Source organism: Bacillus sp. FJAT-42376 (assembly GCF_003816055.1).
Classification (GTDB): Bacteria; Bacillota; Bacilli; order Bacillales; family Bacillaceae; genus Metabacillus_B.
On sequence record NZ_CP033906.1, the window covers coordinates 1,492,145 to 1,518,693 of the forward strand.

The 26,549-nt window shown below is 46.9% G+C and carries 22 protein-coding genes; 18 read left to right on the top strand and 4 right to left on the bottom strand.

Features of this window, described 5'->3' with window-relative positions:
* Positions 1-5: 5 nt before the first annotated feature.
* Positions 6-1,106, bottom strand: coding sequence for a YheC/YheD family endospore coat-associated protein (locus CEF21_RS07625; RefSeq protein WP_123914716.1), 1,101 nt, complete (start codon positions 1,104-1,106; stop codon positions 6-8).
* On the bottom strand, positions 1,103-2,473 hold the full coding sequence (locus tag CEF21_RS07630) for a YheC/YheD family endospore coat-associated protein (protein WP_123914718.1): 1,371 nt from the start codon (positions 2,471-2,473) through the stop codon (positions 1,103-1,105). Before CEF21_RS07630 ends, CEF21_RS07625 begins: the two co-directional genes overlap by 4 nt.
* A 115-nt stretch (positions 2,474-2,588) precedes the next feature.
* Between CEF21_RS07630 and CEF21_RS07635 the strand changes: the two genes are divergently transcribed.
* Together CEF21_RS07635 and CEF21_RS07640 are read left to right on the top strand one after the other, a co-directional pair.
* Positions 2,589-3,725, top strand: coding sequence for a DUF445 domain-containing protein (locus CEF21_RS07635; RefSeq protein ID WP_164462123.1), 1,137 nt, complete (start codon positions 2,589-2,591; stop codon positions 3,723-3,725).
* Between the two features lie 100 nt (positions 3,726-3,825).
* Entirely contained in the window at positions 3,826-4,176 is a 351-nt protein-coding gene (locus CEF21_RS07640) for a YlbF/YmcA family competence regulator (RefSeq protein WP_123914722.1), read from the top strand.
* A 235-nt stretch (positions 4,177-4,411) separates the two neighbouring features.
* Here the strand turns inward: CEF21_RS07640 and CEF21_RS07645 are convergent, their stop codons facing one another.
* Complete coding sequence (locus tag CEF21_RS07645) at positions 4,412-5,374, bottom strand: acetylxylan esterase (RefSeq protein ID WP_123914724.1); 963 nt, start codon at positions 5,372-5,374, stop codon at positions 4,412-4,414.
* Positions 5,375-5,636: 262 nt separating this feature from the next.
* Between CEF21_RS07645 and ssuD the strand changes: the two genes are divergently transcribed.
* The 12 genes from ssuD (at position 5,637) to CEF21_RS07705 (ending at position 21,358) form a co-directional block, all read left to right on the top strand.
* On the top strand, positions 5,637-6,695 hold the full coding sequence (ssuD, locus tag CEF21_RS07650; RefSeq protein ID WP_123914726.1) for an FMNH2-dependent alkanesulfonate monooxygenase: 1,059 nt from the start codon (positions 5,637-5,639) through the stop codon (positions 6,693-6,695).
* A 508-nt stretch (positions 6,696-7,203) separates the two neighbouring features.
* Entirely contained in the window at positions 7,204-8,439 is a 1,236-nt protein-coding gene (locus CEF21_RS07655) for an ROK family transcriptional regulator (RefSeq protein WP_241156789.1), read from the top strand.
* Between the two features lie 122 nt (positions 8,440-8,561).
* Positions 8,562-9,869 carry an ABC transporter substrate-binding protein gene (locus tag CEF21_RS07660; protein ID WP_123914728.1) on the top strand — a complete coding sequence of 436 codons (1,308 nt, stop codon included), beginning with the start codon at positions 8,562-8,564 and terminating at the stop codon, positions 9,867-9,869.
* 127 nt (positions 9,870-9,996) lie between these two features.
* A complete protein-coding gene (locus CEF21_RS07665; protein ID WP_123914730.1) occupies positions 9,997-10,920 on the top strand; it encodes a carbohydrate ABC transporter permease in 924 nt (307 codons plus the stop codon).
* Positions 10,920-11,747, top strand: coding sequence for a carbohydrate ABC transporter permease (locus tag CEF21_RS07670; RefSeq protein ID WP_123914732.1), 828 nt, complete (start codon positions 10,920-10,922; stop codon positions 11,745-11,747). Before CEF21_RS07665 ends, CEF21_RS07670 begins: the two co-directional genes overlap by 1 nt.
* Positions 11,748-12,107: 360 nt before the next feature.
* Entirely contained in the window at positions 12,108-13,343 is a 1,236-nt protein-coding gene (locus CEF21_RS07675) for an ROK family transcriptional regulator (protein ID WP_123914734.1), read from the top strand.
* 53 nt (positions 13,344-13,396) lie between these two features.
* Positions 13,397-14,656, top strand: coding sequence for an ABC transporter substrate-binding protein (locus tag CEF21_RS07680; protein WP_123914736.1), 1,260 nt, complete (start codon positions 13,397-13,399; stop codon positions 14,654-14,656).
* A 60-nt stretch (positions 14,657-14,716) separates the two neighbouring features.
* A complete protein-coding gene (locus CEF21_RS07685) occupies positions 14,717-15,568 on the top strand; it encodes a carbohydrate ABC transporter permease (RefSeq protein ID WP_123914738.1) in 852 nt (283 codons plus the stop codon).
* Positions 15,568-16,428: a carbohydrate ABC transporter permease gene (locus CEF21_RS07690; protein ID WP_123914740.1), complete on the top strand. Its 861-nt coding sequence runs from the start codon at positions 15,568-15,570 to the stop codon at positions 16,426-16,428. The genes CEF21_RS07685 and CEF21_RS07690 overlap by 1 nt, the downstream gene beginning before the upstream one ends.
* 11 nt (positions 16,429-16,439) lie before the next feature.
* Complete coding sequence (locus CEF21_RS07695) at positions 16,440-18,161, top strand: glycoside hydrolase family 35 protein (protein ID WP_123914742.1); 1,722 nt, start codon at positions 16,440-16,442, stop codon at positions 18,159-18,161.
* A gap of 15 nt (positions 18,162-18,176) precedes the next feature.
* Positions 18,177-20,402: an alpha-galactosidase gene (locus tag CEF21_RS07700; protein ID WP_123914744.1), complete on the top strand. Its 2,226-nt coding sequence runs from the start codon at positions 18,177-18,179 to the stop codon at positions 20,400-20,402.
* A gap of 89 nt (positions 20,403-20,491) precedes the next feature.
* Positions 20,492-21,358 (top strand): Cof-type HAD-IIB family hydrolase, encoded by an 867-nt coding sequence (locus CEF21_RS07705; RefSeq protein ID WP_123914746.1) that lies wholly within the window; start codon positions 20,492-20,494, stop codon positions 21,356-21,358.
* A gap of 81 nt (positions 21,359-21,439) precedes the next feature.
* On the opposite strand, the gene CEF21_RS07710 is transcribed toward CEF21_RS07705, so the two are convergent.
* Positions 21,440-22,366: a S66 peptidase family protein gene (locus CEF21_RS07710; RefSeq protein ID WP_123914748.1), complete on the bottom strand. Its 927-nt coding sequence runs from the start codon at positions 22,364-22,366 to the stop codon at positions 21,440-21,442.
* Positions 22,367-22,522: 156 nt separating this feature from the next.
* On the opposite strand from CEF21_RS07710, the gene CEF21_RS07715 reads away from it, so the two are divergent.
* The 4 genes from CEF21_RS07715 to CEF21_RS07730 all read left to right on the top strand — a co-directional run bounded on the left by CEF21_RS07715 (position 22,523) and on the right by CEF21_RS07730 (position 26,443).
* The gene (locus tag CEF21_RS07715) at positions 22,523-23,287 is read left to right on the top strand and encodes an alpha/beta fold hydrolase (protein ID WP_123914750.1); all 765 of its coding nucleotides are present in this window, start codon (positions 22,523-22,525) and stop codon (positions 23,285-23,287) included.
* Positions 23,287-23,871 carry a TetR/AcrR family transcriptional regulator gene (locus CEF21_RS07720; protein WP_123914752.1) on the top strand — a complete coding sequence of 195 codons (585 nt, stop codon included), beginning with the start codon at positions 23,287-23,289 and terminating at the stop codon, positions 23,869-23,871. Before CEF21_RS07715 ends, CEF21_RS07720 begins: the two co-directional genes overlap by 1 nt.
* 72 nt (positions 23,872-23,943) lie before the next feature.
* Positions 23,944-25,449, top strand: coding sequence for a coproporphyrinogen III oxidase (locus CEF21_RS07725; RefSeq protein ID WP_123920067.1), 1,506 nt, complete (start codon positions 23,944-23,946; stop codon positions 25,447-25,449).
* A gap of 556 nt (positions 25,450-26,005) precedes the next feature.
* The gene (locus CEF21_RS07730; protein ID WP_123914754.1) at positions 26,006-26,443 is read left to right on the top strand and encodes a GNAT family N-acetyltransferase; all 438 of its coding nucleotides are present in this window, start codon (positions 26,006-26,008) and stop codon (positions 26,441-26,443) included.
* Positions 26,444-26,549: the final 106 nt, after the last annotated feature.

Genomic DNA, 26,549 nt, shown 5'->3' on the forward strand with positions numbered 1-26,549 from the left:
TCCTTTCATTCTGGTAATGGGCGGTCGCTGCCGGCGAGACTATTCCCTGAAATCAGGTGCTTGCAGTATGCAAGGGGGGCTTCAAAAAGATTGTTTTTCTGTTCCGGCAATGTTTGCATAATAAGCTGTCGTCCGGGCTTTGAGTTGACGTCGAGAATCCAGATTGATCCGTCCCGGGAATAGCCGATATCGATTCCGAGCTCGAACAGGGAAGCGAACGATTCCTCGAGAACAAGGGGAAGCTTCGCCAGAATGGTGGAAAGATCATCATGGAAAAGATAAGCCTGGCGCCTTGATAGTTTGCTGAACCAGTCCTCGTAGGAGTTGCCTTCTCCGCCGCTTCCCAAATTGGAAATGAAGGAGCCTTGGTACCCTCTTCGAATTCCCCGTCCGCGCTCGGTCCAGTTGCCGTTTCCATCCTTTTGCATCAGAATCCGGATATCAAACGGATAGCGGTTCCGGTCTGAGAGCGAAAGGAGAGGCTGCATTAAGTAAGCGTGGGGGGATTGCTTTAGGAACAGATTCATCCACGATTCAAATTCATCCAAAGAAGGGAAGGGCTTCGTTTTTTTATGAACCCCGCTGTGATATACGGCTTCAATGGTTTTTCCGCTAAGGGTCAGGGCGATAATCCCGCGTCCCTGAGAGCCTTTTAATGGCTTTAACATGCATTGTCTTTCACGGAACAGAAGCGGGAGTACATCCTTGGCTGTCTGAATGAGTGTGGTGTCGGGAAGATAGAAGGAGAGAGTGGAATCTTTTTTGACCGCCTCGTACACGGCCCATTTATCGGGCAGTCCCTTTCCAAGAAAAACCGTATCGGGTCTGTTTTTCAGCCATTCGGCTATAGGGCGGGATTTAGATGAGCGGTCCCCCTTGCTGTAAAAGCACCGGTCATAAATATAGGCTGGAATGGGCTGGAGAGAAGGTGTCCACGTTTCGTTTTCATATACAAATCCTTTTACAAGCGCCGTGCCGGGCTGAATATCAGCAGGACAGAAACGGAACAGTGTCAGTCCGTAGGCACCGGATCTTTTGGCAATTTCAGTGGAATATGCTTTTTCCGCTTCCTGATGAAGCGTCATAAATCCGAGTGTCATCTTCATTTCTTTTCCACCTCATTTCGATTACTTAAATGCATTCCAAAATCCGCCACCGCTTTAGCGGAGGGTCTTACTTTTACAAGCCCTGAAACGTATTCGCTGTTTTTGGAAGGCTTGGAATTAATTTCGATCAGCCAGAGACGCTCATCCTCATCCAATGTCAAATCAATTCCGAACTCTCCGTAGCAGCCGTCCGTATTCCGTTCGACAGCAAGGCAGATTTCTTCGGATAGTTCTGCAAGCATGTTTCGGATGCTGCGGGCTTTTTTATCGCCGTACAGCTCCGTCAGAATTTTTTTGACCGGATAGGCTGTGCCTCCCTGATATAGATTCGAAACGAAGGTGCTGTCTGATGAAACCCTTGCTGTCATCGACGTGACCCCCCATACCTGTTCATTCTTTTTATGGCAGAGAATGCGGAAGTCGAGAGGCTTGCTGTGGTACGTAATGATGCGGATGGTTTCCTGAAGCATGTAAGGCTCTTTTGTCAGCCTCGGATACATATGCCTGAATAGTTCATCGGTTTCCTTGAATCGGGAAGCCGGTTCTATGGAAGACGTATCATCGAGTAAATATCCGTCATCCGTTTCCCGGACCCTGAATATTTTTTTCCCCTGGCTCCCGTAGATCGGCTTAATAAAAAAATCAGCATAGGTTGCGGTGTACAGATCGAAATCCTTCTTGGAAGCAAGTTTTTTAGAAGCCGGAACGTATGGCAGCAGAACAGGATCCGATTCAAGCCATTCATAAACCTCCCATTTGTTTAAGAAGCGGTGATTAAAAAAAGGGATTCCAAGCCGGACCAGTTCTTTTGTAAAAGAAATGAATGGGAACCCGAGCTCCGTTTTTCTTTGATGCAGCCGGTTGTGAATAACGTCCGGATAAGGCATCACCGTCCTTACCCACTGTTCATCCTGCCGCACCCAGCCGCTGACGTTCCCTTCTTTCCAGTCTTTCAAAGCAAACAGATAAAATAAATACCCTCTCTCCGCACAGTAAGAAGCAAGCTCTGTAAAATAATCCTCCATATTCCCGAGTGAAATGTGATTCTCTGCAGCCCGGCTGTCTGTAAGGATGGCAAAAACGGGTCCAAGCGAAATCCGGTCTGCTTCCATGCGAATCTGAAGGGTTTGGCCGCCAATCAGCCGTTCCGGAATGGAAGCAGAGAGGGCGGCGGACTTGGATAAGGAGAGGAAAGAACTCTTATCATTTATAATTACGAGCCGGACTTTCACACTATTCCTTCCAATCGAAAGGACACACCATCGGGAATTTGAAAATTCCCTGAATTGTTCAAGCAGTCCGCTGCTGATTTTGACAGACGGATTTGGATCATCGTGAAGAAAAAGATCGGTTTTTTTCCATTTCATCGCAATCCCTCATTTGCCGAATGGCGTAACTAGAACTATAATTTGTTCTAGGCAGATGTCCTTATCAGCAGTTTATGGAAAAAACGAAAAGTATGTGAAGATATGGAGTGTTAGAATGAGCGTACTATGGACTTTTATTTTTATGATTGGAATTGGAGCAGCGATTGGCGGAATCACGAACCATCTGGCCATTCAAATGCTGTTCAGGCCCTATAATCCTGTCTACGTATTTGGAAAGCGGGTCCCCTTTACTCCGGGTCTGATTCCGAAGCGAAGAGACCAAATGGCGGAGCAGATGGGGAAAATGGTGATCGAACATTTGCTTACGGCGGATAGCCTCAAGAAGAAAATAACAGAATCTTCTTTTGGACAGGCCCTTGAATCATGGGCTGAAAAAATGGTGTTTGACTGGTTGAAACAAAATCAGACAGTGCTCGAAATCGCTGAAAAAGCTGGCGTCAGTCACGCGGATGAGAAAACCGAGCAAATGATTTTAACAATGATTGAGAACAAATGGAGAGAATTTGAAGCGGAAAACCGCGAAAAGACTCTGTCGGAGCTAATGCCGCCGGCGCTTGAAGCAAAGCTTGACGGAAAAGCGAAAGAAATCGCTCATTATATAATCCTTTCAGGGATCCGCTATTTTGAGAGCGTGGAAGGCAAAAACAGGATCCGGAATATGATCGATGACTTCCTGGCAGAACGCGGCCGCCTGGGAAGCATGATTCAAATGTTTACTGGTAATATGAACCTATCCGACCTCGTGCAGCCGGAGCTGATCAAATTCCTGAAAAACGGCGAAACGGAAGCCTTTATCGGCGACTTAATTACAGGCGAATGGCAAAAAGCAAAGCAGCTGAAATTCCGGGAGATTCAGGAGAAATTGAATCTGAACGAGAGCATCGGCGAGCTTAAAACCAGGATCATCCGCTCTGCCGGCATCAAGGATTGGTATGGCAAAACGGTCTACGAAATAACAGAGCCTTACCACAATCAGATGAGAACGAGGTTCATCCCAAATATGATTTCGATGGCACTTGGCGGTTTGACCAATCATATGGATGAGCTCATGAAACAGCTTCGAATTGAGCAGATCGTCAAGGAACAGGTCGATACGTTCTCCACTCAAAGACTGGAGCAGATGGTGCTCTCCATTACAAGCAGTGAGTTGAAAATGATTACTTATTTGGGAGCCCTGCTCGGCGGTCTGATTGGAATCATCCAGGCTTTGTTCGCCATTTTCCAAGGGTAAAGACATGAGCCGGCCAGGCATCCCATGAAAAACAAAAGCATTTCTGTTATAGTGGGTAGGGGTCCTAAACTAGGATCGTATTAAAAAGGAGGGCGACCATATGTCAAACCATTTATATGATGAAGCAAGCGGTCTGGAAAAAGCGCTTCGCGAAAGCACAGAATACAAGCAGCTGAGAGCGCTGTACGATCAAGTAAACGCAGATGAAGCAGCTAAAAATATGTTCGACAACTTCCGTGACATTCAGCTGAAGCTTCAGCAAAAACAAATGTCCGGCCAGGAAATCTCACAAGAGGAAGTCGAGCAGGCGCAAAAATCTGTCGCGCTTGTCCAGCAGCATCCAACGATCGCCCAACTTATGGAAGCCGAACAGCGCATGAGCATGGTTATCGCCGAACTAAATAAAATCATCATGAAGCCGCTTGAAGAGCTATACGGAGCGGTAGAATAAGAACATAAAAAAATCGCCTTCTCCGGGGGGCGATTTTTTTATGTTTCTCAATTGGAATTATGGCTGCCGCCCATTGTCAGTCCGATTCAGCATAAAATACGGAAAGTCAGCAAATATCAGAAAAAAGTCAGCATAAACCCCTCAAAAGTCAGCATAACGTTCAATGGGCGATTCCCTTTCTCCTCTGGCGGGTCCCCCTGTTCCTAAAAATGGCCCTTTGCATGATCAAAACCTGCTACTTGCTGAAAAGTTCTTCCTTCACGTATTCCAGCATTCTCCGCTGCACGTGCGCAGTCATTTCATGCGCGGTAAAAGGATGGACGTCAAGCTTTTTACGGGATGGAATTCTGTTGTATACGGCCATGATGCTTTCCGGAACAGAGACCGGATCCTTTAATCCGACTTGGATGTGAACGGGGACTTTAATAGCCGGAGCATGATTCAGTAAATCGAACAGGCTTAGCGTGCTCATGACTTTTTCAAGATGCTCAGGGTGTTTTTGAATAAAAGCAGCGGCTTCACTTAGAGAGCCGGTTGATTTCATGATTCCAAGATCCATATGGCACATACCGGGAAGCGAGGCGGCTGCGAATTTTATTTTGTCTCCGCTTAATGCAGCGGCCATCAGCGCCAGTCCGCCGCCCTGGCTGAGACCGGCAGTGAACAGCCGGCTTGCGTCTACTTTTGGGTGGGAGGCTGCGGCGTCTAACGCTCTGACAGCATCCAGCACAATCGCAAGATAATAGGAATGTTCAGGATCCAGAATTCCCTGGGTGATCCACCCGGACGCCATTCCATGTGCACTCGGCAAATGGTTCCCTGTCTCCCCGCCTTGCCCTCTTACATCAGCCGCAAAAACGGCAACACCCATTAAAAGCAGGGCCGCATGTTTTTCTGGCAGGCCTTTGCTGTCTCCATACCCGTGAAAAACGACGGCACAGGGAAGCTCTTGATCCTCTGCAAACAGCGGGACGAGCAGCCGTGCGTGAAGCGGTGTCTCATCATAGCCATAGTAAACCGCAGAATACACATGTACGGAAGGAAATAGATCCGTGGTGTCAGAAAAGCTTGCTCTTACAGGAGTATTCTTAAGGGATTCCAATTTTTTTTGCCAGAAAGAGGATAATTCCTCCGTTGATCTCGTAGGTTCAGCTGAGTAGGATAAAAGCTGTTTCATCTGATTTTCCAATGCATTCATCTTCTTACCACCGTCCTTAAAATAAGGTTCTTCCCGAAAACTGAATTTCCTGCTATTTCAGATTGTTTACTTGACGTATCGGAATTATCGACTTTACAATGGAATATAACGAATATTCGGATGATCCTGGTAACGGAGAGCCTGATGCACCGGATTGAATACAGTGCTCTTTTGGCTTATCAGGACATGTCCCATCCATTTAGACATAACTTGATTACAAGGCAGTTTCTCAACAGAGAGAGAGGAAGGGGTACAGTACAGCATGAATGTATTCTGGTTTTTTCCAACCGCAGGTGACGGACATTATTTAGGGAAAAGAGCAGGTGAACGGAAGCCTGACATCCATTATTTAAAACAGATTGCGGCTGCTTTGGACAGCCTTGGATATGACGGTGCTCTTCTGCCGACAGGTGCAAATTGCGAAGATTCATGGGTTACTGCTTCCTATTTGGCATCTGTTACACAAAAACTGAAATTTCTGATCGCGCTCCGGCCGGGACTGATGTCGCCAACCCTGTCTGCAAGAATGGCCGCTACATTTGACCATTTTTCGGATGGCCGTCTTTTATTGAATGTTGTAACAGGCGGAGACCCGGCTGAACAAGCCGCTTTCGGAAGCTATCACAGCCATGACGAGCGGTACGAAGTGACCGATGAGTTTCTGGATATTTGGAGACAAGTGATGGAAGGAAAACGGGTGGATCATAAAGGAAAGCATCTGGAAGTGACGGGAGCAAGCATCCCTGAGCCGCCTGTACAAAAGCCGTATCCGCCTCTTTATTTCGGAGGCTCATCTCCTGCAGGAAAGACGGTGGGAGCAAAGCATGCGGATGTATACCTGCTGTGGGGACAGCCGCCTGCACAAATAAAAGAAAAGATTGCAGAGATGAAAGAAAAGGCTGCAAAGGAAGGCAGAACGCTCACCTTTGGTATCAGGCTTCATGCTATTGTCAGAGAGACGGAAGCAGAAGCATGGGAAGCAGCGGAGCGGCTGATCCGTCATGTAGATGATTCGGTCATAAAGGAATTCGAAGACCGCCACGCGTCCTTCGATTCAACGGCGCAGCGTACGCAATCTTCCCTGCACGGCGGTTCCAAGCTTCGTGAAAAATTGGAGATTGCGCCAAACCTTTGGGCAGGAATCGGATTAGCCCGCGAAGGCGCAGGTACAGCCATAGTAGGCGATCCTGATATTTTAGCCGAGAGAATGAAAGAATACGAGGAAGCCGGAGTAGACACATTCATTTTATCCGGCTATCCGCATTTAGAAGAAGCATACCGATTCGCAGAGCTTGTGTTCCCGAAGCTGAATAAAGCATGAAAAGCAGTCCGGCCGGCTAAGATTCACTGAGCCGGTTTTTTTGTGCTGGAAGTGGAGAGGTGGGATGTCAGCAGGGAGAAAATCTATTCGTCTCTTGCTAGGCTGCTGAGATATCTATTAAAAAACGATGCAGCAGGCGCTAAAGCACGGATGAGGCTCACCGCTTTCCCAGCGAAGACTCCTGCTAGGTTCGGCTCCATTTTATTTTCCTCTATACAAGACACATTCCAAAAGAGAGGCGTCTGAGCTCCTATTTCCTGTCCCCCTATAAAAGCCCTTGTCAAAATCAGAAACGGTTGCGATAATAAATGAAAGTGCTTACATAAAGCCTATCAAAATTAACTTAATTAATGAAGCAGGAGGCGGAATGCATTTATTTTTTGGCTCTGATAAAGCCTGATGTTGATTTTTTACAGCTGTTGATCGAAGTGGAAGGCGAGCGCCTGCTAGATGCAATCAACACCCAAGTTTAACAAAGCTATTTTTTTAGGAAAGGAGGAGAAGAGGCGTGGCAAACCACTTAGTCGGAAGTTTTCAGCTAATGAAGTCCCTGAACCGGTCGCTTATTTTAAATATTATCCGGTCATCGGGTTCGATATCGAGAGCAGATATCGCCAAAAAAACGAGACTCACCCCGCCGACGGTGACGAATATCGTCCATGAACTGCTGAATGAAGGGCTCGTGCTGGAGGGGCAGACAGGTCCTTCAAACGGCGGGCGGAAGCCGATTATGCTGAGAATCAATTCAAAGAATTTTTACATTATCGGGGTGGATGTCGGGGTCAAAAAAATCCGTTTTGCCATGACGGATCTAAATGCGGACATTCTGTTCAAGAATATGGTTTCCATAAATGAAAAAATGAGAGAAGAAGAGCTTGTCAGAACCATTGTTAAGCAGATTTACATGCTGATTGATCAATCTGCGGTTCCGAGGGAAAAAATTATGGGAATTGGAATCGGGATGCACGGAATTGTTGACGCTGAAAAGGGAATCTCCATTTTCGCACCCGGTCTTCATATGAAGAACATTCCGCTCAAAAGTATGCTGGAGACAGAATTTATGATTCCGGTGAAGGTAGAAAATGACGTGAGGGCGATGGCACTTGGAGAAGCATGGTTTGGCAATGGAATCGGATTTGAAGATTTGATCTGCATCAATATCGGATATGGTATTGGAGCGGGGATCATTATGAATGGCCAGCTTTTCAGAGGACGGCATGGACTGGCGGGGGAAATCGGTCATACGGTCGTTGATTTAAATGGACCAAAGTGCACATGCGGAAGCTACGGCTGCCTGCAGACGCTTGCAGCCCATGATGGATTGAAGCATGCGGCGGTAAAAGAAATTATTTTGGGAAGACAAACGCTTATTTCCGAGCTTGCGGAAGGAAATGTGGAAAAAATCAGCGGAAAGATCATCCACCAGGCTGCAGGGCAGGGCGATGGACTGGCCATTGAGATTCTGCGCTCTACAGGCAAATACCTCGGTGCGGCCATCTCCAATTTAGTCCATATCCTGAATCCTCCGAAAATCATTATTGGGGGAGGAATATCGAAGGCCGGGCATTTTTTGCTGGAACCCCTCAAGGAAGTCGTTCAAAAACGCGCTTTAAGTGAGGAAGCGAGGAATACCCTCATCGTGGAATCGGGGCTTGGAGACCGGGCCGGGCTTGTCGGAGCCGTCACTCTCGTTCTCGCAGACATGTTTTCGCTAAACTATGAAAATAGGAGACAAACTGTATAAGAAAGCCCTTACATTTTTGAAAAAAGTGTGCTATTTTTATAGTAGTTCGTTATATTATTTAATTAAGTAACGGACTTTGTATTTGGGGAGAAATGAAAGCGGATACAAAAAGGGGGATTTATATGAAAAAGTACTGGGCAGTTCTGATTGCTGCGGTGATGACAGTTGGGATGCTGTCTGCCTGCAGCTCGAAAGGAACGGGTGGTTCCGCTGGGGATGGCGGAAAGCCTAAGGGCGAAATTACCGTTTGGGGATGGAATGTTGCTGCAAGCTCTATGGAACTGGCCGTTGATCAGTTCCAGAAAAAGTATCCGGATGTAAAAGTCAAGGTTCAGGATATCGGTCGTCTGGATTTATACGATAAGCTCACAGTGGGACTTGCCGCGAACGGTGCCGGACTTCCGGACGTTCTAATGGTGGAAAGCGATCGTCTCGATAACTACAAAAAGCAGTTCCCGAAAGGGTTCATGGATCTTTCTGAAAAAGGCTTCGATCAATATGAAGATAAGTTCGGAAAATCCAAGATTGCCACAGCGAAAAACAAAGATGGAAAATTTATCGCCATGCCTTGGGACATCGGGCCAACAGGCGTATTTTATAGAACCGATCTTTTTGAAAAAGCGGGCGTAGACCCAAAATCGATTGAAACGTGGGATGATTTCATCGAGGCGGGCAAAGTCATTAAGGAAAAAACAAATGCAGCAATGGTGCCGGTTGATATTGCAAAAGACGATGCTTTGTACCGGATGATGCTGAATCAGCAGAGTGCTTTTTATTTTGATGAAAAAGGAAACATCGACTTTCAGTCAGAAGAGTCGGTGAAAGCCATGTCGATGATTCAGAAGCTTCAGGAAAACAAGCTTATTGCAAACGTCGACGGCTGGGACGGGACCGTTACAGCCACGGTGAACGGAACTGTTGCGACTGTGCCATTCGGTGTCTGGTACACAGGCACGATCATGGAGCAGGCAAAAGACCTTGAAGGAAAATGGGATGTTATGCAGCTTCCGGCCTTTGAAAAAGGCGGCAACCGCAATGCCAACCTTGGCGGATCGGACATCGTGATCCCTGCCGCGTCTAAAAACAAAGAGGCAGCGTACGCATTTGCTGAATTTTTCACAACCGATAAAGATACACAAGTCAACGTACTAAAAAAATACGGAATTTTTCCTTCCCTGCTTGAAACATACGAAGACAAATATTTTGATGAGCCGGTTGCTTTCTTTAATAACCAGCCGATCTTCCGCATGTTTGCAGATGAAGTAAAAGACATTCCGGCGGCTAACTATACAAACGATTACCCTCGCGGACTGAAATATGCGGCAGATGCACAGGCTGCGGCCCTGCTGGATATGAAGGACCCGGCAGAAGTGCTGAAGGCAGCTGCTGATCAGCTGGCAAATGAATCGAAACGCGAAATCAATAAGTAACCGAAGCCATTTTGCTGAGGAAAAAGGAGAGGGCTGCTTGTTTTACGGCAGCTCTTTTCATTCCACTGTTTCTAAAGTTAATGAACAAACGCGTTTCATTCCTATGTCCCGAGAGGAGGATTCCACTATGGCAGAACTTCAAAAAAAGACAGCTCCCAGCCAGGTCTTTGAACCAAAGACTTACAGGAAAAGTTGGATCACACCGAAAAACTTTCCCTATATTCTCATTGCACCTACGGTCATTCTCTTCTGCTTATTTACGGTCTATCCGGTCATCTCTTCTTTCATTATGAGCTTTCAGAAAAGCGACGGAGCCGAAATGGCGTTTGTAGGACTTGAAAATTACGTGAGGCTTTTCAAGGATCCTCTATTTTTAACCGCGTTGAAGAATACGTTCTTTATCCTGATTATTCAAGTACCGATCCAGCTCTTCCTGGCCTTGATTCTTGCCGCGGCCCTGAATTCAAAGCTTATTAAAATGAAGGCGTTTTTCCGGATTTCCTATTTTATGCCGGCCATTACTGCCCTTGTCGCGTATTCTATCGTTTTCATGATTATGCTGGATGAAAACTATGGAATCATCAACTATTTTCTATCTCTGCTGGGAATGGAAAAAGTGGGCTGGCTGACGAGTACTACATGGTCGAAAGTCGCCCTCATGATTGCCATCACCTGGAGATGGACAGGCTACAATATGGTGATTTACCTTGCGGGACTTCAGAACGTATCCGAATCCTTATATGAAGCCGCAAGCATTGACGGGGCTGGGAGAGTCCGTCAGTTCTTCTACATTACGATTCCGCAGCTGCGTCCGATTATTTTGTTTACCTTCGTGCTGTCTACAATTGGAACGCTGCAGCTTTTTGATGAACCGTTTATTCTGACAGAGGGCGGACCGAATAACTCTACGCTAACCATTTCTCTATATTTATACCAAAATGGGTTTAAGTATTTTGATTTTGGCTATGCCTCCGCCATCGCTTATGTGCTTGTCATCATGATTGCGTTTCTCTCTTGGATTCAGATGAAAGTCGCAGGTGACCGAGACTGATGAAAACACAAAAAACCATTTCAAAAGGACTGCTGTATGTTCTTCTTATTGCCGGAGTCATCTGCTCCATTGGCCCATTTTACTGGATGGTAATCGGGGCAACGCATTCAAGCGGGGAGATCTTTAAGGTGCCTCCGAATTTTCTTCCGGGAAGCGAACTGTGGAACAACCTGAAAAACCTGGATGAATCCATTGGCATTCTAAAGGTTCTCGGAAATTCCCTCACGATTACGCTCATTTATACGGCGCTTGCCCTTATGATCTGCTCCGCCTCGGGCTATGCGTTTGCGAAGTTCAAATTCAAAGGGAGAGATGCCATCTTTTTCGTCCTGCTCTTAGCGATTATGATCCCGTATCATGTGACGCTGATTCCGCTGTTTAAAATGATGGCAGCCCTTGAGTGGATCAACACATACCAGGCAGTTATCCTGCCGAATCTTGCGTATCCTTTCGCGATTTTCCTGATGCGGCAGAATATGAAGGCGCTCCCGGATTCTCTGCTTGAAGCAGCGAGAGTGGACGGAGCAGGCGAATTTAAAATCTTTTTTACCATCGTGCTTCCGACGATGAAGCCCTCCCTTGCAGCGGTGGCCATCTTTCTGTTTATGTTTCAATGGAATAACTTTTTGTGGCCGCTTGTGATTCTCAATACACAGGATATGTACACTTTACCGGTTGCCCTGTCGAGCCTGATCGGGCTATCAAAAGTCGACTACGGACAGCTGATGATGGGAACGGCTATTTCCACTTTGCCGATCATGATTTTCTTCCTGCTGCTGCAGCGCCAGTTTATTTCAGGAATGCTCGGGAGCTCTGTTAAAGAATAGGCTGTGATGGCGGGAGGTCCAAGGCGGCTATCCCTGAAAATACCCCCGGAACGCTAAGCGGCCCGGGGGTATTGGTTTTCAAATCTTTCTTTTTGCAATCGTTCCTCTCTGTCCAGAGATCCAGTCCTGCTCATTCCCATTCAGCCGCGGGGGATAAACCGCGAGTTCCATGGCAGGTGTTAAAACTCCGCCGTAAGGCTTTAGGAGAGCCGATGAAAGAGCCGGGATGAATGAAGGGACCATTTTCCCCCTTGCATAAAATGAAAACGCTTGCCATAATACATGTAAGTGCTTTCGGCGAAACATTATTAAATTAATTAATTTTCTAGAATAGAGGATAGAAGCAGGGAGGATGAATAGATGGCCAGCCATCTCGTTGGAAGCTTTCAATTAATGAAATCGCTTAACCGTTCGCTGATTCTCAATACCATTCGGTCAGCAGGCGGGATATCAAGGGCAGAAATCGCCAAGAAAACAAGGCTCACACCTCCCACCGTCACGAATATTGCGGGAGAGCTGCTCCATGAAGGACTTGTTGTAGAGGGACAGCACGGCCCCTCGAGCGGAGGAAGAAAGCCAATACTCTTGAAGATTAATTCCCAGGGCTTTTTTGTAGCCGGCATTGATGTAGGGGTAAGAAAAATCCGGTTTGCCCTCACCAATCTTGATGCGAAAGTTATGCTTCAAAATACGATCCCTATCCATGATTCGATGACAGAGGATGAGTTCGTAAACATTATGACCCGCGAAGTTCAAAGTCTCGTAAAAACGGCAGCCGTTCCGAAAGAAAAACTGATTGGCATCGGAATCGGAATGCACGGAATTGTGAACTCGGCGGATGGCGTCGCCTTATTCGCCCCCAATCTGAACCTGAAAAATATTCCGCTGAAGCAAAGACTTGAAGAGGAGCTCCAAGTGCCGGTCAGAGTGGAAAACGATGCGAGAGCGATGGCCCTCGGGGAGTCATGGTTCGGCAATGGTGCTGGAGCGGGAGATTTGATCTGCATCAATGTAGGATATGGAATCGGAGCGGGAATCCTAATGGACCATCAGCTATTCAGAGGGCGCCATGGGCTTGCAGGAGAAATCGGACATACCGTCGCTGATTTAAATGGATCGAGATGCACATGCGGAAATTATGGATGCCTTCAAACCGTTGCCGGACATGATGGATTAAAGCGGGCCGTTATGAAGGAAATGTCATTTGGGAGAAAAACATTGATTACGGAATTCACCGGCGGAAATGAAAATCTGATTACCGGAAAACTGATCCATAAAGCAGCTCTCCAGGGAGATGAGCTTGCGATTGAAACCTTCCGGAATGCAGGGAGATATCTCGGAACAGCGGTTACGAATCTGATTCATATCGTCAATCCTTCAAAAATTATCATCGGCGGCGGACTCTCAAAAGCCGGATCCTTTTTGCTGGATCCATTAAGAGAGGTCGTGAAACAGCGGGCGCTGGATGAAGAGGCAAAGGAAACGAAAATTGTCCAGTCCGGTCTGGGTGATCAGGCTGCTTTAATTGGTGCCGTCACGCTCGTTTTGGCTGAGATGTTTTCGGTTCAATATGATCGGAGAGAAGAAGTTTTATAAATGGAAATAGTTAGTTTCGTAATTTAATTAAGTAACAATTTAGGAGGGATATCATGAAAAAAGTAAGCATCATACTTTGTGTTGTTTTAGGAATGGCGCTGCTTTCCGGCTGTTCGGGAAAAAAGGAGAACCCGAATAAACTGACGGCCTGGGTTTGGAATGTCAATGTTCCGGTACTGAAAGCTGCTGAAAAACGCTATAAAGAGCAGCATCCTGATTTTGATCTTGAGATTGTGGAGATGGGGACGAGCGATGTTTATCAGAAGCTTACGACCGGTCTTCTTGCAGGGGGACAAGGACTGCCGGACATTGTGCTGGTAGAGGATGACCGGATTCAAGGCTATTTAAATTCCTTCCCGGATGCCTTTCTGAACTTATCCAAACAGGGATTTGGGAAAAAGGAAGAATCAATGTTCCCGGAATATAAAAGAAACCTTGTTTCAAAGAACGGAGATATGTATGCGTTTCCTTTTGACGCAGGTCCAACGGGGGTATTTTACCGGACGGATATTTTCAAGGCTGCCGGTGTAAAGGCAGAGGATATTGAAACGTGGTCTGACTATGTGGAGGCTGGAAGAACAATTAAAGAGAAAACAGGCAAGGATATGGCGGGCCTCGACTTAAACGGTGATGATGGTCTTTACAGAATGATGCTGAATCAGCAGGGTACATTTTACTTCGATGAAAAGGAAAAACCGAATTTAACCTCGGAAGAATCCAAAAGAGCGATGGAAATTCATAAGCAGCTGAAAGATGCGGATCTTGTGAAAAATACAGTCGGATGGGATGCCTGGATCAGCTCCATGGTCCAAGGCGATGTAGCGACTGCCCCGTCTGGAGCCTGGCTTGCCGGATCCATCACCCAGCAGGGAAAAGAGTCTGCAGGAAAATGGGGAGTCATCCCGCTTCCAGCATTTGAAGAGGGCGGGAACCGTGCTTCCAATCTCGGAGGCAGCAACTATACCATTATGAAATCCTCTAAAAATCCTGATGCGGCTTTTGATTTTCTTGAGTATTTCTCAACCGATGAACAGACACAGATCGAAGCAATGAACGGCGGGCTTTTTCCTTCTCTAACAACCATCTATGATGAAAAGGTCTTTACAGACGGTGTGGATTTCTTTGGCGGTCAGGCCATCTGGAAAACACTGGCTGATCAGATGACAAGCATCCCATCCGTTCATTACACGGGGTATTTCCCTTATGCCAAGGATGAAGCAGTAAAAGCACAATCCCAGGCAACAAGCGGACAGCTCACCATTGAAGAAGCATTTAAAGCCGCGCAAAAGCGATTGAAAAACAGAATGCTGTAAGTTTAAAAAATATGGGAGAGGGGTGTGAAAGCTCTTCTCTTTCAAAAGGCGGGATTGCAGATGAGTCGTTCTCGATTGTTTCCATATTGGTTTTTGGCACCGGCGCTCGTATTGTTTTTAATCTTTACGGTGTACCCGGTAATCGCATCCTTTATCTTAAGCTTTCAAAAATTTGAGGCAGGCTCTTACGTCTTTAACGGGCTGAACAACTATGTGCGCCTTTTCAACGATGAAATCTTTTGGACAGCGCTTAAAAACACGTTTATCATTTTTATTTTTCAGGTGCCGATTATGCTTCTGCTCGCCCTCGTGCTTGCGGGAGCGCTCAACAGCCAGCTTCTGAAGCTGAAGGGATTTTTCAGGGTTTCCTTTTTCCTTCCGGCGGTTACATCGCTCGTTGCCTACTCCATTCTTTTTTCTATCATGCTTCAGGAGGAAGGGATCATTAATAACGTTCTGAGCCATCTTGGAATAGCGGCTATTCCATGGCTGTCAGATGGTTTCTGGGCAAAGGCATCCATCATTCTTGCCATGACCTGGAGGTGGACGGGCTACAACATGGTCATTTTCCTTGCCGCACTTCAGAATATTCCGGAAGAAATCTATGAAGCCGCATCATTGGACGGAGCAGGAAAGGTGAGACAGTTCTTTTTCATTACCATTCCTCAGTTAAAGCCGGTGATTTTGTTTGCAGGAACGCTGAGTACCATCGGAACCCTTCAATTGTTTGATGAGCCGTTCAACCTGACAAAAGGCGGACCGGCAGATGCAACGATGACGCTGGGTCTATACATTTATCAGAACGGATTCGAATATTTCCAATTTGGCTACGCTTCAGCGATTGCCTATGTGGTCGTTGTCCTTGTTGCCATCTTGACGTTCATCCAATTTAAAGTGGCAGGTGATCAATAATGGATGCAGTAAAAACCTTACCGGCGGCAAAGGAAAAGAGAAACAGGAAGCTCCCACAGAAAATAGGCATGTATATCCTGCTCGCTCTGTTTCTCGTAATCTCAATTTTTCCATTCTACTGGATGTTTATCGGCTCTACGAATGAATCGGGGAAAATGTTTACGAATCCGCCGACGCTGCTGCCGGGAACAAAGCTTATGGAAAACTACCAGAATCTGAATTCGACTATTGATATTACGCGGGTATTGTTTAATTCCCTGTTTGTTTCGCTTCTGTATGTGGTGACGGCGCTGATCGTCTGCTCTCTTGCCGCCTATGCCCTGGCGAAATTTGATTTTAAGGGAAGAAATGTGATTTTCACAGCGTTTTTGCTTTCCATGATGATTCCATATCAGGCGACGCTCATCCCGCTGTTTCAGATGATGTCGTCAGCCGGCTGGCTGAACACCTATTTTGCGGTTATCGCCCCGCAAATCTGCTATCCGTTTGCCATTTTCCTGCTGCGCCAGAACTTTCTTGCGTTTCCGACAGAGCTTATTGAAGCAGCAAGGCTGGACGGGGCAGGCGAGCTGAAGATTTTTGCAAAAGTGGTGATGCCTGCGATGAGGCCTTCTCTTGCCGCCGCATCCATTTTCTTATTCATGACCCAGTGGAACAACTTTTTATGGCCGCTTGTCGTTCTGAACGATTCATCGATGCACACGTTCCCGGTTGCCCTATCAAGCTTAATGGGACTGTCGTACATTGACTATGGCCAAGTGATGATGGGGGTTTCAATTGCCACGATTCCCATTATTATTTTCTTCCTTGTCCTTCAGAAGCAATTCATTTCAGGCATGCTTGGGAGTGCCGTTAAATAAGGAGGTTCAGCATGCTGACAGTAAAAGACGGACAATTTCATCTCCATGGACAACCGTATCAGATTCTTTCAGGAAGCATTCACTATTTCCGGGTGGTGCCGGAGTATTGGGAAGACCGCTTGAAAAAACTCAAGATGCTCGGGTTAAATACAGTCGAGACGTATATTCCGTGGAATGTGCATGAACCGGAAAAAGGGCAGTTCGAATTTACGGGAATGGCCGATCTGGAAAGGTTTATTCAGACAGCCGCCGGACTTGGACTGAACGTTATTCTCCGGCCGGCGCCTTATATATGCGCTGAATGGGAATTTGGCGGACTGCCTGCCTGGCTGCTGAAGGGGCAGGAAATGGAGCTCCGAAGCTCGGATCCGCTTTTCCTGAAGCATTTGACCGGGTACTTTCATGTGCTTCTTCCAAAACTGATTCCATATTTAGCGTCAAACGGCGGACCAGTAATCGCGATGCAGATTGAAAATGAGTATGGGGCCTACGGGAATGACCGAAAGTACCTTCAGTATATAAAGGATTTGTACGGCCGCGCGGGAATCGATGTCCTCCTTTTCACCTCGGATGGTCCTGAATTTATCAGGCATGGTTCGATTGAGGGAACCGTAACCACACTGAACTTCGGTTCGCGTGCAGAGGAAGCCTTCCTGGAGCTCGAAGCTTTTAAGCCCGGTTCCCCGCTCATGTGTGCGGAATTTTGGATTGGATGGTTTGATCATTGGGGAGGAAAGCACCATACGAGGGAAGCGGCTGATGTGGCGGATGTTTTCGAAGACATGCTGTCAAAAGGGGCTTCGGTTAACTTTTACATGTTCCATGGGGGAACCAATTTTGGGTTTATGAACGGAGCGAATCATTACGAAGAGTATACCCCGACCATTACGAGCTATGATTATGACGCACTGCTGACGGAATGGGGAGACCCGACGGAGAAATATTTTGCGGTCAAGGAAGTGCTGGCAAGATTCAGGGAGGTTCCAAAGGAGAACCCTGAGGCAGGTGCAAAGAAATCGTTTGGGAAAATTTCGCTGCCGGAACGGATGAGCCTGTTTGATGCCATAAAAAATCAGCGTCCGATTGAAACCATTGCTCCACGTTCCATGGAAGAGTTCGATCAGAGCTATGGAATGATCCTTTACCGGACAAAGGTGGAAAAACAGGGGGAGCTGGAGATGGATATTTCGCCGGTCCGGGACCGGGCGTTCATTTACATCAATGGCCGGCACGTGAAAACCATCTACCGGAACGACTCGGCAAAAACAATTACCCTCCCCTTTGATCTACCGGTCAATAATCTCGAAATTCTCGTTGAAAACATGGGGCGGGTCAATTACGGAAAGCATTTGAAAGACCGCAAAGGAATCCTTCAAAATCTGTGGATCGGACAGCAGTACTGGTTTAACTGGGAAGTGATCCCGATTGAAGGGAAGCCGGACGAAATCGAGTGGCTGCCGGAGTCAGACGAGAGATTCCCCAAATTTTTTAAAGGGTCGCTGACCGTTCATAATCGTGCGGATACGTTTATTGATATGAGCGGCTGGACAAAGGGAAACGTCTGGATTAACTCGTTTAATCTTGGACGCTACTGGCAGACGGAAGGTCCGCAAGCCCGTCTTTACGTTCCGGCTCCCCTCCTGCATGAAGGGGAAAATGAAATACTCGTCCTTGAGCTTGAAGGGACAGCATCCGCCGCCGTTGAATGTTTAAGTGAACCCGATATTGGATAAGAAGGAGGATTCTGCGTGCCTATTCATATAAATGAATCATCTCAGCAATTTCATTTAACAAATGGAACAATCAGCTATATTTTCAACGTGATGAAAAACGGGGAGCTTGGCCACCTGTACTACGGAAAAGCAATTCGGCATCAGTCTGATTTTTCCCATTTTCAAAATGACCATGTGCCGACGCCTGCAAGCTGCCACCGGGAGAAGGAGGATCCCGCCTTTTCACTGGAAACCATGAGACAGGAATACCCTGGGTACGGTACGACAGACTTCAGGGACCCCGCGTTAGCGATAAGAAGAGAAAGCGGAAGCTCTGTTCACCGGTTCGAGTATGAAAGCTTTCAAATCACAGAGGGAAAGGAACGGATTCCCGGAATGCCTGCAACGTTTGCGCCGGCTGGGGAGGCGGCCAATCTGGCTGTTGTGCTTGTGGATCGGATAGCCGGATTGAAGCTCACTCTGCATTATACGATTTTTGAAAAGCTCCCGGTGATCGCCAGAAGAACGGTGATTGAAAACATTGGTTCTGAGAATGTTCAGCTCGAGCGGGTAATGAGTCTGTCACTCGACTTGAACGACCGGGATTATACGATGATGCATCTTTCCGGAACGTGGTCGCGGGAACGCCATCTTAAAGAGCGGGTTTTAGAGAGCGGCATTCAGTCCGTTGCGAGCGCAAGGGGGGCGAGCTCGCACCACCACAATCCTTTTCTCGCCTTGAGAAGGGAAGAAACAACTGAAACACAAGGAGAGGCGATAGGATTTCATTTCATTTACAGCGGCAACTTCCTGGCACAGGCCGAGGTTGATCATTATGACACCACAAGAGTAATGATCGGGATTCATCCATTCCAATTCAGATGGGTGCTTCATCCCGGCGAAACCTTTCAGTCTCCTGAAGCGGTCATGACCTATTCTGATCAGGGGCTGAACGGATTAACGCAAAGCGTCCATGATTTATTCAGAAATCACCTTCTATCACCAAACTGGCGGAATCAGGAACGGCCGGTTCTGATTAATAACTGGGAAGCGACCTATTTCGATTTCGATGCCGAAAAAATTACAAAGATCGCCAGACAGGCAAAAGATCTCGGGATCGAGCTCTTTGTTCTGGATGACGGGTGGTTTGGCAAACGTAATGATGATACGACGTCGCTCGGAGACTGGTATGTGGATAAGACAAAGCTGCCTGACGGGATTGATGCGCTTTCTGAAGCCATCCGCGGGGAGGGGCTCCAATTCGGACTATGGTTCGAGCCGGAAATGGTCAGTGAGGAAAGCGATTTGTTTGAAAACCATCCCGAATGGGTCGTTCATGACCCGGACCGTCCGAAATCATACGGACGGAATCAGTGGGTGCTTGATTATACGCGCAAAGAAGCCGTCGATTATTTATACGAAAGAATGTCCTCAATTATCCGATCAGCGAAGCTCCGGTACATTAAGTGGGATATGAACCGGAACATCACAGAAGCGTACTCTGCCTCATTGCGCAAGGATCAGCAGGGGGAGTTTTTTCACCGGTATATACTGGGGGTTTACGATTTATACGAGCGGCTTACGTCAGAATTCCCGGATGTTCTGTTTGAATCGTGTGCCGGCGGTGGCGGACGGTTTGATGCAGGCATGCTGTATTATGCCCCGCAGGCATGGACAAGCGATGATACGGATGCTGCCGAAAGAATGAAAATCCAGTATGGTTCATCCTTTGTTTATCCCATTTACAGCATGGGCTCCCATGTTTCCGATATCCCGAATCATCAGACCTTAAGAAAGACGTCTTTAAAAACGAGGGGCGATGTCGCCTTTTTCGGAACGTTCGGCTATGAACTCGATCCGAACCGGATGACAGAGGAAGAAAAGGAAGAAGTGAAAATTCAGATTCAGCAGTACAAAATCTGGCGCGCTCTTATCCGGGACGGAGATTTTTACAGGCTGCGCAGCCCGTTCACCTCGAACGAGCTGATCTGGATGGTCGCAGCGAAGGACCAATCCGCCGCTCTTGCCGGCTGGTATAAAACGCTTGCTGTGCCGAATCCGAAGAAGGATCAGGTGATCAGGCTTGCGGGTCTCGACCCGGATGCATCCTACTCGGTTGAGGGACGCTCCCGCATTTACAATGGAGACGAACTGATGAGAAGAGGGCTTGATCTATCGGCAGAGTTCAATGGAGCGAACGGAAAGTATGCCCATAGAGGCGGGGACTTCCAGTCGGAGGTCTTCTATTTAAAAAAAATATAACCGAAGCTGCCCGTCTCGTTCTGTCTCCCTTTATCCCGGCATACGCTGATAGGGGAACAACTTCAGACATCACGAGAGGGGGAGCCTGCGTGGTTTACCGCATGCTTGCATTGAACATAGACGGAACGCTGCTTCGTTCAAATGGGCGCCTTCACCAGGCGACAAGGGAAGCGATTGAATTTGTGCAGAAAAAAGGGGTCTATGTCACCCTTGTGACAAACCGCCATTTTCAGTCAGCGAGAAAGCTTGCAAGAGCATTGAAGCTCGAATCGATTCTGGTTACACACAGCGGGGCCTTTATCTCAGAAAAGATAGATGAACCGCTTTTTGAAAGAAGACTGGGCGAAGAGATGACCTATACGCTCGTGCAGGTGCTTGAAAATTATGAATGCCACATCCGCATTATTCATGAGCGCTACAGCATCGGCAACCGGGTCAAGGTAACACCGCACATGACAGGAAGTACGGTCATCCAGTCATCAGAACCGCTTTTTTACCCGAATCAGTACGTTGAATCACTTGGGGATGCCTTAAGGGATGAGCCAATCGACGCTCCGAAGATTGAAGTTCTTTTCCAAAGCAAAAGTGAGAAGCAGGCCGCAGAAAATTTCCTGAACGAAACCTTTCAGGAAGTGACACTGTCCACGAGGAACCCGCTGCGCTTCGATTTAACCGCAAAGGGCGTTTCAAAAGCGACAGGACTGGGGCTGCTTTGCAGCCATCTTCAAATTCCGATGAGCGAAGTCGTGGCGATCGGGGACAGTGCGGATGACCGGGATATGATTGCCCATGCGGGACTTGGCGTGGCGATGGGGCAGGCGCCGTTTGAAGTCAAACAGGCAGCCGACTGGATCACCCGCTCCAATGAGGATTCAGGTGTCGCCTATATGATTAAAGAACATTTCCGTAAACAATACAGGCTTGGGTATATAGATAAAATCAAATTGGACCGGTAAAAGAAAGGCTGACCTTCAAGGTTGGCCTTTTTTTTAGAGGGAAATATCTGCTTTTGGGACAGGGGGCGTACAGGGCGTCAATCATACAGGCTTAACCCCCGGCTCAAGCATGATGAAGGTGTTGGCAGATGTATTCAAATTCGCCTGAGCCCCGATTGGAATGGCCGCCTTATAGTACCCGTGAGCCGTCGTGACATTTGTCATGAGCGGTTTGCCGAGCGGAATAAAAAAATCGTTTATCAGATCTGAAAAGGTTTTGCTGTACGCCTCCCCGCATTCGGTGCATTCCCCAAGGACGATTCCTGCGCAGTCCTCAAACTTTCCGGCAAGCTTTAAATGATTTACATACCGATAGACCGTATTAATCGGTTCGTGCGTTTCTTCCAGAATGATGATTTTTCCAGCCGTATCGATTTCGTAGATGGTGCCCAGCGTATCAATAAAAGAGGTAAGATTCCCGCCAACCGTTTGCCCGGTTACATTTCCCGGGATCCTGCTCACCTGGGGGATGCCGGGAGGGTTCGCAATCTGTCTCGGAGATTGCAAAGTTGCCGTTGCAGCAAAAAACTGCTGAAAATTATAGGCTGGTGTCTCGGGGACAAAATCAAGCAGCAGAAGGCTTTGAAAGGTAATCAGGTCCGCATATTGCAAAAGAACATTCTGCAGCACGGTAATATCGCTGTAGCCGCTTATAATCTTTGGGTTCTGGCGGATGATTTCATAATCAAGGTAGGGAAGAATACCCGCTACTCCAACGCCTCCCCTCACAGGCAAAATCATTTTTACTTCCGGATTGGAAAACATCTTCATTAAGTCAGATGCCCGCTGTTCATCTGTCCCTGATAAAAAACCGTCCGCAGCATATACATAATCTCCAAGAACAATCCGGAACCCCATATTGCGCAGCATGGCAATTCCCTGATTAATTTTCTGCGTTTCAAGAGGACTGCCGAGCGAAACAATGCCAATCGTGTCTCCCCGCAGCAATACAGGCGGTTTTATAGCCATAGCCATCCCTCCAAAAAGTGATCTGTATTCTATATATATGTGAAAAAAGAAGGAAAAGAAGAAAGCTCAGCTATGTACCTTTCAAAGTATTGATGATTGACCGAATGTTCAGTCATAAGTTAGGATGGACTTGTCAGACAAATTAGGAGGGCTAACATGGATTTGCATGCCGAAGTTCAAGGCAGCGGCCGCCCCGTTGTTCTTATTCACGGCCCAGGAACAGATTTGCGGGAATGGGTGTTTATCGTCCCTTATCTTTTAAAAACGTGCCAGGTCATCTCGTATGACGGGAGGGGTTCCGGGAAATCGCCATCACCGCTCGGACCAATGAACCCCGTCGATGATTTGAGAATGCTGATGGACGATCTTCACATTGAAAAAGCAACGATTGTCGGACATTCAAGAGGAGGACAGGTTGCAGCCGATTTTGCTCTGACCGATCCATCCCGAATAGAAAAATTGATCCTCATCTCTCCATCCTTAACCGGTTACGAATATTCAGCCGAATACAATTCATGGCTTGACCGTGTCAATTCAGCCCCACGGGAGATTGACCGTGTTGTCGAACTTGTGATCGGAGGACCTCACCATACGATTGTTAAAGCTTCCGAACACCATGAGTTTTTCAAAGAAATGATGACGAACTACGTAAGAAAAGCACTCACAGAATGGAAAAGCTACGAAGTGAACTGGCCCGAGCCTCCTGCCATTCAAAGACTGAAAGAAATGAAAGCATCCACTCTTTTTATCCAGGGAACAAAGGAATTTGAAGATATTTATCAAATAAGAGAGTATTACGGACAGGTCCCATTATTCGACTTTGTCTTACTTCCCAGGGCGGATCATATGTCAACACTCACACATCCCGCAGAGATAGCCGGAAACATTCTGGAATTTATAAAGGAGGAAGCAAAACACTAATGCCGCGTACCCCTGAAGCATTTGAGAAGATAAGAAAAGAAACAAGCGAAAAAATTTTATTGGCAGCGATCGATCTTTTCATTAAAAAGGGCTATCACTCTACTTCTATTGAAGAAGTGACAAAACTCGCTCAAGTTTCAAAAGGCCTTCTGTATCATTATTACGAGGGGAAGGAAGGCCTTCTCGCTGCGATGGTTCATATGAGAATTGGCAATCTCCGTTCTGTCATGGAGCGCGCGGCTTCAATGGAAAGTCCGGCAGACCAGATTTGCGAGATTGCAGAAGGATCGATAGAAAATGTATACCGCCAGCCTGAGCTTTACCGGTTTTTTTTGAATATCCAGACGCAGCCTCATCAGGACCTGATTCTCGCCAAATATGCGATCCGGCTGAAAAACGAGTTTGAACAGCAATTTGAGCTGCAAAGCCAAATGTTTGAGCGGCTTGGTGTATCAGAACCAAGGAAGCGATCCCTCTTTTTTTCCTCCACTTTAAACGGCATCATGCTGATGATCTGCAGCTATCCGGACCATTTTCCAATAGAAGAAATGAAAACCCAGGTTACAGAGGAGTTTTGCAGCTGAGAAGCATTGTGTTCACATGAGCCATCATGTAAACTAAGGGAAGTTTTTAAATTAGACAAAAAGGTGATTATGTTGCGCATTCATATAAAAGGAATTCAGGACGAGAGGTTTCACCGGCCGCTCCGCCTGATTTCCAATTTGTTTTACGAAGAAACGGAATTGCTGTATGAAGAGGGAGAAGTAGACTTAACGGCCTCCTTTCAGATTGAAGACTTGGGCTCCTCTGTCCGGATATCCGGCTCCCTAATGGCAGACGGGAAAAAATACGAGGCAGCCCGTGAAAAATATGTCTCTTCTTATCCTTCTGAAAAAGAACGATTTAAACAAGTGAAAAATACGCTTGCTCATGTCTACCTTATGCTTCTGCAGGATCACACAGGAATCATTCAGAAATGGGGCATTTTAACAGGCATGAGGCCGGTTAAACTCTTGCATAAACTGCTGCAGGAAGGGATGACAAAAGAAGCCGCCCATCAAAAGCTCCGCGAAGAGTATTTAATTTCCGGCCAGAAAATTCAGCTTATGCAAAGCATTGTCGACAGGCAGCTGAAGGTGATACCGGATCTGTACAATCTCGGGCGGGAAATCAGTGTATACATCGGGATTCCATTTTGTCCGACGAAATGTGCCTACTGTACATTCCCTGCCTTTGCGATGAACGGAAAGCAGGGCAGAGTTGATTCTTTCCTTGGCGGGCTCCATTATGAAATGGAAGAGATCGGCAAGTACCTGAAGGAGAGCGGGATTAAAATTACGACCGTCTACTATGGCGGCGGAACCCCTACGAGCATTACAGCGGAAGAGATGGACATGCTGTATGAACGAATGACCGAAGTGTTCCCGGATGTGAAAAATATCCGCGAAATTACAGTCGAAGCAGGCCGTCCCGATACGATTACACCGGAAAAACTCGATGTCCTGAAAAAATACAGCATCGACCGGATCAGCATCAATCCGCAGTCCTACACACAGGAGACACTGAAAGCCATCGGCCGCCACCACACTGTGGAAGAGACCATTGAAAAACTCCACCTGGCGCGGAAGCATGGAATGAATAACATCAACATGGATCTCATTATCGGTCTGCCCAATGAAGGAGTAGAAGAAATGGCCCATTCTCTGGCTGAAACAGAAAAACTCATGCCGGAGTCGCTCACGGTCCATACGCTCTCGTTCAAACGCGCATCTGAAATGACCCAGAATAAAAAACGCTATAAAGTCGCAAGCCGCGAAGAAACGAGTGAAATGATGGATCTCGCCGTGGACTGGACTTCTAAAAACGGATACGAACCGTACTACCTGTACCGCCAGAAAAACATTCTCGGAAACCTCGAGAACGTTGGCTACGCCATGGAAGGACAGGATTCGCTCTACAACATTATGATCATGGAAGAACAGCAAACCATCCTCGGCCTCGGCTGCGGAGCGGCAAGCAAGTTCCGCGACCCCGCCACAGGAAAAATCTCGCACTTCAACAATCCGAAAGACCCGAAATCCTATAATGACGGGTACAAGCATTATACGGAAGAGAAGATCCGGATCATGAAGGAACTGTTTCGTGTGAAAGAGGAAGTATAAAACAGGTAAAGCGTCCGGCTTTTAAAAGCCGGACGTTTTTATATGGAACCGAATGGCAGGGACTACGCTCGGTTCCCGGACTTGGGCGATGCCAGGCAACAATGCCTCGCGTAACGAGGGGGGGTTTTTGTTGAAATTATTCGCATTTCCTCGAATCGATAATAAATTAGGAAAATCGATAATATACGGACCGATTTCGACCATATAATAAGATTTTCGATAATAAAACGGCAAATTCGATAATAAATGGAATAGCGGACACGGTGAAAGGTCTCTAATACCGGAGAAGAAACAAATCTTATCCCGCATAAACCGGTTATTCCAGGATTTTTCCGGTTTATGATGAAAATTCGTGAATATATGGTGAAATTCTCGGGGAATATGATGAAATTCTAAGAATTCTTTATGCTGAAATCGCAAAATGCTTCAATTTCTCCAAGTTAAGCTAAAACCGCACAATCCCTCCATTTCTCACAATCTGTAACTTTACATCCCCCAGGACGTCTTTTAAAATAGAATTTCCTATGGTTTTTGCTTTAGGACAGGAGGATCAAGAATGTTTGAAATTAAACCGATACAATCATCGGAAGCGATTCCGCTCCGGCAGCAGGTCATTTCACCGGATTTGCCGGTGGAGGAGAGCAAGTATACCGGAGATGAAAACAAAGAAACAATTCATATTGGGGCTTTTGCGAAGGAGCAGCTTGTCGGTACGGCTTCTTTTTACAAAGAGCAGCACCCCGAACTTAGCGGGAAAAGCATGTACCGGCTCAGAGGGCTTGCGATTGACCCTGAACACCGGAATGAATTGAGGGGACAGACGCTCATCCTTTTCGGTGAAAATCTATTAGCGCAGCATGAAATTGATGTGCTGTGGTGCACGACCAAAATTTCCAATCTCCCCTATTATCAGCATCTTGGATTCCGGGAGACCGGGCATACATTTAATGACGGGGAAAAAGGTCTCCAGGTTTTAATGGTTAAGCATATATGATAAAAGCAGGTGAACCGGATGAATTGAATGCCGGTTCATTTTTTATGTTTGAAAAGCAGGATTTTGAAAGAATGATAGGAAAGTATATAGGGAGATGTTTTTTTGC